4 protein-coding genes and 1 pseudogene are annotated in these 7,980 nt (G+C 69.6%); all 5 read right to left on the reverse strand.

Features of this window, described 5'->3' with window-relative positions:
* Positions 1–172: 172 nt before the first annotated feature.
* Positions 173–1,033, reverse strand: coding sequence for an alpha/beta fold hydrolase (locus ABZ646_RS34480; protein ID WP_360527858.1), 861 nt, complete (start codon positions 1,031–1,033; stop codon positions 173–175).
* Between the two features lie 119 nt (positions 1,034–1,152).
* Positions 1,153–1,599: pseudogene (locus ABZ646_RS34485) on the reverse strand (ImpB/MucB/SamB family protein); the annotation flags it as partial.
* 162 nt (positions 1,600–1,761) lie between these two features.
* Positions 1,762–2,745 carry a hypothetical protein gene (locus tag ABZ646_RS34490; RefSeq protein ID WP_360527861.1) on the reverse strand — a complete coding sequence of 328 codons (984 nt, stop codon included), beginning with the start codon at positions 2,743–2,745 and terminating at the stop codon, positions 1,762–1,764.
* Complete coding sequence (locus ABZ646_RS34495) at positions 2,742–6,206, reverse strand: DNA polymerase III subunit alpha (protein WP_360527864.1); 3,465 nt, start codon at positions 6,204–6,206, stop codon at positions 2,742–2,744. Before ABZ646_RS34495 ends, ABZ646_RS34490 begins: the two co-directional genes overlap by 4 nt.
* 346 nt (positions 6,207–6,552) lie before the next feature.
* Positions 6,553–7,755: an IS110 family transposase gene (locus tag ABZ646_RS34500; protein WP_360527867.1), complete on the reverse strand. Its 1,203-nt coding sequence runs from the start codon at positions 7,753–7,755 to the stop codon at positions 6,553–6,555.
* Positions 7,756–7,980 lie beyond the last annotated feature (225 nt).

Genomic DNA, 7,980 nt, shown 5'->3' on the forward strand with positions numbered 1-7,980 from the left:
GGCTTGAGGTCCGGCGGAGAGCACGAGAGGGGGCTGTCGGTGGTGGTGCCAGGTCTGTGGCAGCAGGCGATCCCACGGTTTCCTGGGGTGGTTCCCCGATCGCCCACGACTCCGGGGCCTGACCGGCGGCTCAGGTCGGACAGGCCCCGGCGGGGTGCGGCCGGGCGGCGGCTCAGCTCAACGCCGACGCACAGGTGGTGGCGGTGGCGTGGGCCGGGTCGAGCGCGTTGGCCACCTCGTGGAAGGCGATCCGGTCGAAGAGGCCGATCGCCACGTGCTCGGAGAGGTCCAGCGGACACAGGTCCTGGAGCAGGACGTTGGTGACGTCGGAGCCGCTCAGGTACTGGCTCTGCCAGGGCGTGGCCACCTCGTCGTACTTGGTGGCGATGACCGTGTAGTGCACCCCGGGGACGGTGTCGCCGCCCGCGTTGAGCTGGGTGAGGAAGGCGGAGCCGGGGATCTGGTCGGCGAGGCCGGGGGTGGTGGCCTTGACCAGGTCCGAGGCGCCGGGGAAGTACGGCAGCAGGTTGGTGAGGCCGCTGAGGGTGGCGCCGTGGTTGTCGGGGGCGAGGCCGACGAGGGCGTTCACCTTGGCGGCGCCGCCGAGGAATCTCAGGTAGTAGCGGGGCATCATGCCGCCCTGGGAGTGGCCGACGAGGTCGGCCTTGGCGGCGCCGGTGGCGGTGAGCACCTTGTCGACGAAGGCGGAGAGCTGCTGGGCCGACGCGGCGATGGGGCCGAGGCCGTAGAAGACGGGGACGCCGTTCAGCTGGCCGTAGTCGAGGGAGAAGACGCAGTAGCCGCGGTCCTCCAGGTACGGGGCGAGGGACAGCCAGTTGTCGACGGAGTTGCCGAGGGTGCCGTGGACCAGGATCACGGGGCGGGGGTGGGTGGCCGAGGGGTGGCAGGAGTAGTCGTTCCAGCCGGTGCTGGGGGCGCTGGACGCATGGGCGGTGGCGGCGGGGACGGTGGCGACGGCGGCGGCGAGGAGTAGCGCGGTCAGGGGTCTGAGCACTCGCTTCCAGGGCAGCATCGGGTGATCTCCTTGCGGCTCAAGGGAGTTGCGACGGCCTTACGCCCTGTGATCCGGATCACGAGGATGCTGTTCATCCATCAAGTTACGGACGGGTAGTGCAAGCGTGAAGTTACGCGTCAGTAAAACTTTCCAGTAACTTCAGCCAGAGCGGCCGCTCGTACCGCTCGGGGGCCGAACCGGCGGCGGGCACGGTCGGCGGCGGCTTCGGCCGCGCGGGCCCGGTCGTCGCCCGGATCCATGGAGAGTTGACGGTAGGCGCTGTCGGCATACCGCACGGTGAGGGTGAGCCGACCGGCGATCTGGCGTTCGGCGCGCAGGCGTTGGCCGATCCGGTCGGCGAGTCCCAGGACCGCCCGGTGCTGCCGCGCCGGGTCGAGGCAGTCCCGGCCCAGCGTCAGGCCGGCGCCCAGCTGCGCCGAAGGTTCCACCGGGGTGACCGGTCGCGGGTACAGCCAGTCGGCCGCCTGCCCGATGGGCACCCAGGTGGCTTCCCCCGGCGCGGACGCGCCGGCCGCCATCGCCGCCATCATCCGGTTGCCCGCGAGCCCGGCGCTGCTGTGGACATCCCGCCGACCGTGATCGATCTCAGTGCGCTGCAGCCCCTCGAAAATGCGTACATCGATGCCGTCCGGGCACACCTGCGTGCCCTTACACCGCGGTGGTACCGATAAGGCCCGATCAGACCGACCGCCTTGAGAGTGCTACCGCTCTCGGGAAGCGTCTGATCAGGCGACACGGATCGCCGCCGCTCCTGCCGGCTGCACCGCCTCCGTACCGAACCGGTCTCGGGCGCGATCGGCGGCGGCCTCGAGGCGGCGGGCTTTCTCATCGGTCGGCTCGAAGAGCAGTTGGCGGGAGGCCCGTTCGGCGGCGATCAGGTTCTCCGCCCGCAGGGAGATCGTGCGGACGCGGGCGCGCTGAAGAGCGAGTCGGTCGTGGAGGTCGTAGGCGAGTGCTGTCAGAGAGCGCGTGTGGGCAGTGGGTTCGGGCAGCCTGCGGGTGCGAGTTGTCGTCGAGCGGTCTGCGTAGCGGATGGTGAGAGTGAGAGCACAGGCCGCCTGGGACTCGCCGCGCAGCCGTAGGCCGAGGCGGTCGGTGAGCGCGAGCAGGGCGGCGCGCTGTCGGTTCCGGCCCAACTCGTCCTGGGTGAAGTGGTGTTCGACGCTCATCGAGCGGGGCGGGGCTGAGGGGATCACTGGAGTGGGATCGAGGCCGCGGGCCGCGTCGTGGAGGTGGCGTCCGGCGGTGGCGCCCAGGATGCGCTGCAGCGTGCCGAGTGGTGCGGCGGCGATCCTGCCGACGCTGTCCAAGCCGTACGAGGACAGGGTCCGGGCGGTCACCGGTCCCACGCCCTGCAGAGCGGCGGTGGGTTTCTGCGCGAGGAAGGCGGTGACTGTGTCGATGTCGTCGGGCAAGGTACGGACTGCCGAGGGCGGGCCGTCGACCGCGACCATGCGGGCGAGCAGCGGGTTCGCAGCGACGCCGACTGTCGAACGGAGCCCGTACAGCCCACCGGTGCGCGCCCGGATGCGCTCGGCCAGTGCCGTGGCGTCCGCACCGAAGTAGCGCAGGCTGCCGGAGACATCGGCCAGCGCGGCATCCGGTGGCAGTGCCTGCACCAGGGGGGTGTACTCGGCCAGCAGGGTGAGAAGACGGCTGTAGAGCTGCTCGTCCCGCAGGTCATGGAAGTGGATGTAAAGGATGTTCATCCTGCGCTCCCGGGGCTCTGGTGCCACAGCTTGCGGCTCTGTTTGACGGACTCACCGGGCGGCTGCAGATCCGCCCAGGGATGCAGTGCGTAACCGGTTTCCAGGTGGAGGCTGCGGCTGCCCGCGGCTCTGCCTGGTGGTGAATCGGCCTGGGTGAGTCGTTCCGTCACCGCCGAGAGGCCGTCTTCGCGACGCAGCCCGGCCAGTTCGGCGAGATCCCAGGCGGCGGAGCCGGTCACCGACAGCGCCTTCCCGCTGCCTCCGCCACGGCGCTGCACCACTCCGCGCACGAGCAGCAGCCAGGAGTGGAACACGGTGTGGGCGCAGGCTTCGTGGCTGTCCTCAAAGAACGCGCAGTCCACCAGCCCTGTCGTGTCGTCGAGCGTGGTGAAGATGACGCGTTTGCCGGAGCGGACCGGCGGGGTCTGAACGGCTCCTTTCGCGCCGGCGACCAGCACCACCTGGCCGTGCGGCAGGTCCTTCAGCCGTTTCGCGGAGACGACTCCGAGTTCTTCCAGCAACTCCCGGTGGTCGCCCATGAGATGGCGGGAGGTGTCCATGCCGAGCACCCCGAGCTCGGCTCCGAGTCGTTCAGCGTCGTCCAGGTCGGGCAGGCCGGCGGGGGCGACCGCACTGCGGGCCGTGTCAACCTCCCCCAGCGTCAGCTGGCCCTGCGCAGAGCTCCGCTGGCTGCGATGCAGCTCGGCGAGGTGCAGCAGCAAGTCGCGGCGGTTGCGGCCGAAGGTGTCCAACGCACCGACCTGGGCGAGGCGTTCGGCGACGGGCCGGGATGGCCGGGCCCGGGAAGCGAAGTCCTGGAGCGAGCTGTAGGGGCGCCCTGCGACGATTCGCGCCGCCTCGCTCTCACTCATCCCGCGCACGTCACATAGAGCGAGCCGGATCCCGCGGACGGGGCGACCACTCTCCATATCGGACACCAGTTCGATTCGATAGGCGGCGTCCGACGCATTTACATCCAGCGGCAGAATCGGCACGCCCCGCCGCCTGGCATCCGCGAGCAGCAGTCGTTTCGGATACATCCCCGGGTCGTGTGTAAGGAGCCCTGCGTAGAAGGCTGCCGGATGATGAGCTTTCAGCCACGCCGACTGGTACGAGGGCACCGCGAAGGCCACTGCGTGCGCTTTGCAGAAGCCGTACGCCCCGAATGCCTCGACTATCTCCCAGGTCCGCTCGACGACCTCCTCCTCGTATCCCCGTCTGCGGGCCTCCTGCGCGAACCATGCCCGTACTCGTCCGAGCTGGTCGGCGTTCGACAGCGCCCGCCGCGTGTAGTCACCGAAGGCCGGGGTGCAGCCGGTCATGACAGACAGGATCCGGATGATCTGTTCGTGGAAGACCACGACGCCGTACGTCTCCCGCAGCGCGGGCTCCAGGTCGGGGTGCGGACAGCGGGGCGCCTGGCGCCCGTGCCTGGATTTGATGAACGGATCGACCATGTTGGCCGCAACAGGTCCTGGTCTGAACAGCGAGATGTCGACGACGAGGTCGTGGAAGGTTTCGGGCTGCAATCGGGCGATGAGGTCGCGCTGGCCGGGTGACTCGGTCTGGAAGCAGCCCAGGGTCTGCGAGGACTTGATCAGCTGGAACGTCTTCGGGTCGTCCGGCGGCACCTGGGTGGCGTCGTCCAGGTCGATACGCTCCCCGGTGTTCCGCTCGATCTCGGCGACGGCGTGCGCCATGGCGGACTGCATGCGTACGCCGAGTACGTCGAGCTTGAGCAGGCCGAGATCCTCCACGTCCTCCTTGTCGAACTGGGACATGGGGAAGCCCTCGCCACTGGTCGGCATGACCGGGGTGCGGTGCAGCAGGGTCGCGTCGGAGAGCAGCACGCCGCACGGGTGCATGGCGATGCCTCGTGGGAGCGCATCCAGAGCCTCGACCAGGTCCCACATGTGCGGGCCGTACGACTCCGGGTCGATGCCGCGCAGTTCCGGTAGTTCCCGCAGAGCGGCGCGGGCGTCCCGGGCCCGGATATGAGGAAACGATTTTGCAAGTCGGTCCACCTCAGCTGGGTCCAGGCCGAGGGCAAGGCCGACATCGCGTACGGCGTGCCGCACCCGGTAGGTCTCCGGCATGGACACGGTGGCCACCCGCTCCGTGCCGAAGCGGTCGATGATCGCCCGGTAGACCTCCAGACGGCGGGCGGACTCCACGTCGATGTCGATGTCGGGCAGTTCCGTGCGCCGGTCGGACAGGAACCTCTCCATGAGCAGACCGTGCTCGACGGGATCGGCGGTGGCGATCCCGAGGAGATGGTTGACCAGGGAACCCGCGCCGGAGCCGCGGGCGGCGACCCGGATACCGAGTTCACGGGTGTCGGTGACGACCTGGGCGACGGTGAGGAAGTACGAGGCGTACCCCAGTTTCTCGATCAGGCGCAGCTCGTCTTCGAGCCGCTCCCAGTGGCGGCGATCACGGTCGTAGCGGTGCCGCAGCATGGCGGCGGCACACGTCGAACGCAGCACCCGGTCGGGGGTCCGCCGGCGGGCGCCGACGAGTTCCGGTTCGGGAAAGTGCACCCGGCCGAGCCCCAGGTCGTCCTCGGGGTCGACACGGCACGCCGCGGCGGCCTCCTCGGTGACCTCAAGCAACCGGCGGGCAGTGTTCGCCCGGTATCCGGCGGCCTCGGCAACCTGCTCGGCGATGCGCGCCATGTCCGTTGGCGGCTTGAGCCACCGCTCGCCACAATCGCGCTCGCCGCGCGTGTCGATCGGCACCAGACGGCGCGCGGAATCCAGGACATCCGCGACCGGGCCCTGGCCGGGGTCGGCATACCGCACGGCGTTGCTCAGGACGGGCGCGATCCTCTGGTCGGCGGCGAAGCCGAGGGCGCGGGCCGCCAGCCGCAGCGAACCGGAGCCGGTGCCACTGCGGCCATGGCAGACGACCTCGATGCGCAGCGCCGCGTCCCCATACCGCTCCCGCCAGGGCGCGAGCAGCTGGGCGGCGCGGTCCGGTCGCCCAGCGGCCAGGGCGCGGCCGACGTCCGAGGCGGGGCCGAGCAGCACGGTGAGATGGTCCCCACCGAGGGCGTCCCAGGGCAGCAGGGGGCGTCGGTCCTTCTCGGTCTCCGCATGCGCCGAGCTCACCAGCCGGCACAGCTCGGCCCAGCCGCGGGCACCGTCCCGCGCAAGGAAAACCACGCGCTGGGCCGACTCGTCGACGAAGGCGCCGCCACGAGCCGGTGCGCGTCGCCGTTCCGTGCGTCCAGCCGCTTCGGGAGGCGCCTCCACCGCGAGATCCACTCCGAACAGGGGACGGACACCGGCCCGACCTGCGGCCTTGGCGAAACGAACAGTCCCGCCGAGGGTGTCCCGATCGGTCAGAGCGACCGCGTCCATCCCCCGCGCGGCGGTCTGCTCCGCAAGCTGCTCGGGGTGCGAGGCGCCGTACCGCAGGGAGAACCCGGAAACGGCGTGCAGATGCGTAAAACCGCGCACCTGGACCACCTCGCCACTGACTGCCCCCTGTCCCGCATTGCCACTCCGGCCCCTCCGGGGTGATGACACCACCCTAGACCAGCATCGAACATTTATGCGATTCGAAGAGGACGGTGTCGCCGGATGCCGGGATCAGCAAACGCCGACGCTGCTCGTGCGCATGCCCGGCACACCGACGTCGACAGCGGCCAGTTCTCGTCGGTCGACGCTGCCACCTACGACGAATCACCAGGGGGCGGCCTTCTTCTTGCCTCTTTCCGGTAATTGACAGGGTACGAACGTACCTCTTAACGTACCCACATTCGAGGCACTGCCGCCAGCTCGACGAGGAGTTTCAATGACTGAGTCAAGCCGCCTGCGCGACCGGCGGGGCGGGGGTGAAGACTCTGTTGTCGCGCAGGAGTGCCCACATCACGTCGACGCGCCGTCGAGCCAGGGCGATGATGGCCTGGACGTGCTTGAGCCCCTCGCCGCGTTTCTTGAGGTAGAAGTCCCGGTTGGGTCCCTCACGGATGATGCTGGTCTGTGCCGACAGATAGAACACCCGGCGCAGGCGGCGGCTGTAGCGCTTGGGCCGGTGGAGGTTGCCGGTCCGGCGCCCGGAGTCCCGTGGGACGGGCACCAGGCCGGCTGCGGAGGCGAGGTTCCCGGCGTCGGCGAACGACGCGATGTCGCCGGCGGCAACGACGAATTCGGCTCCCAGGATCGGCCCCATGCCAGGCAGCGACTCAATGATCTCGGCTTGAGGATGCGTCCGGAAAGCTTCGCGGATCTGCTTGTCGAGGCGCTTGACCCGGTCGTCCAACGCCAGGATCTGAGCCGCCAGGTCGGCGACGATCTGGGCAGCTATGTCTTCGCCAGGCAGCGAGGTGTGCTGATCCTCGGCGGCCTCCAAGGCGGTGGTGGCCACGGCGTCCGCGCCGCGCACACTGCGGTGGGCCAGCCAGGCGGTGAGCCGTGCCCGACCACGGCGGCGGATCGCGGCCGGGGTCTGGTAGCCGGTCAGCAGCACCAGCGCGCCCTTGTGCGACGAGTAGTCGAAGGCCCGCTCCAACGCGGGGAAGATGCCGGTCAGCACGTCCCGCAGCCGGTTGATCATCCGCACCCGGTCGGCGACCAGGTCGGATCGGTGGGCTGTCAGCAAGGCCAGTTCGGCGGCGAGCTGGGCGGGCACCGCGATGGCGGTGAAATCCCGGCGGTGGCGAGCGGTTTCAGCGATGACGTAGGCGTCGCGGGCGTCGGTCTTGGCTTCGCCCCGGTAGGCACCGGACATGCGGTTGACCGTTCTGCCCGGCACGTAGACGGCCTCTTGGCCGTGGGCGGCGAGCAGGGCCAGCAGCAACGCGGAAGCGGTGCCGGAGATGTCCACGGCCCAGCTGACGTCGTCGGCAAGGTCCAGGATCTCGCCGACTGCGCCAAGGATCGCGGACTCGTCGTTATCGATCTTCTTCGACCACACTGTTGCACCGGTCTCGTCGACGACCGCGGCCCAGTGATGGCCCTTACCTGCGTCGATGCCGGCCCACAGCCGATCGCGCCGCTGGTCCACCCGCCCCTCCTCGTTCCGAACAGCATTCCATCGGCCCGAGGGACACCCCGCCATCAGCTCCGTAAACAGCGACTAATCCGCGCATTTCAATCAGTGGCCAGGGCGCCCAGGAGAGCCGGACGGCCACTCCTCGGGAGCCACGGAAGGCAAGCACCGATCAGCCACATCCGGCCCTCCCGGGCCGCCTAACAACTTACGGAGCACTGATGCTCACGCCCCACCAAC

The organism is Streptomyces sp. NPDC007162 (assembly GCF_040634175.1).
Taxonomy (GTDB): domain Bacteria; phylum Actinomycetota; class Actinomycetes; order Streptomycetales; family Streptomycetaceae; genus Streptomyces.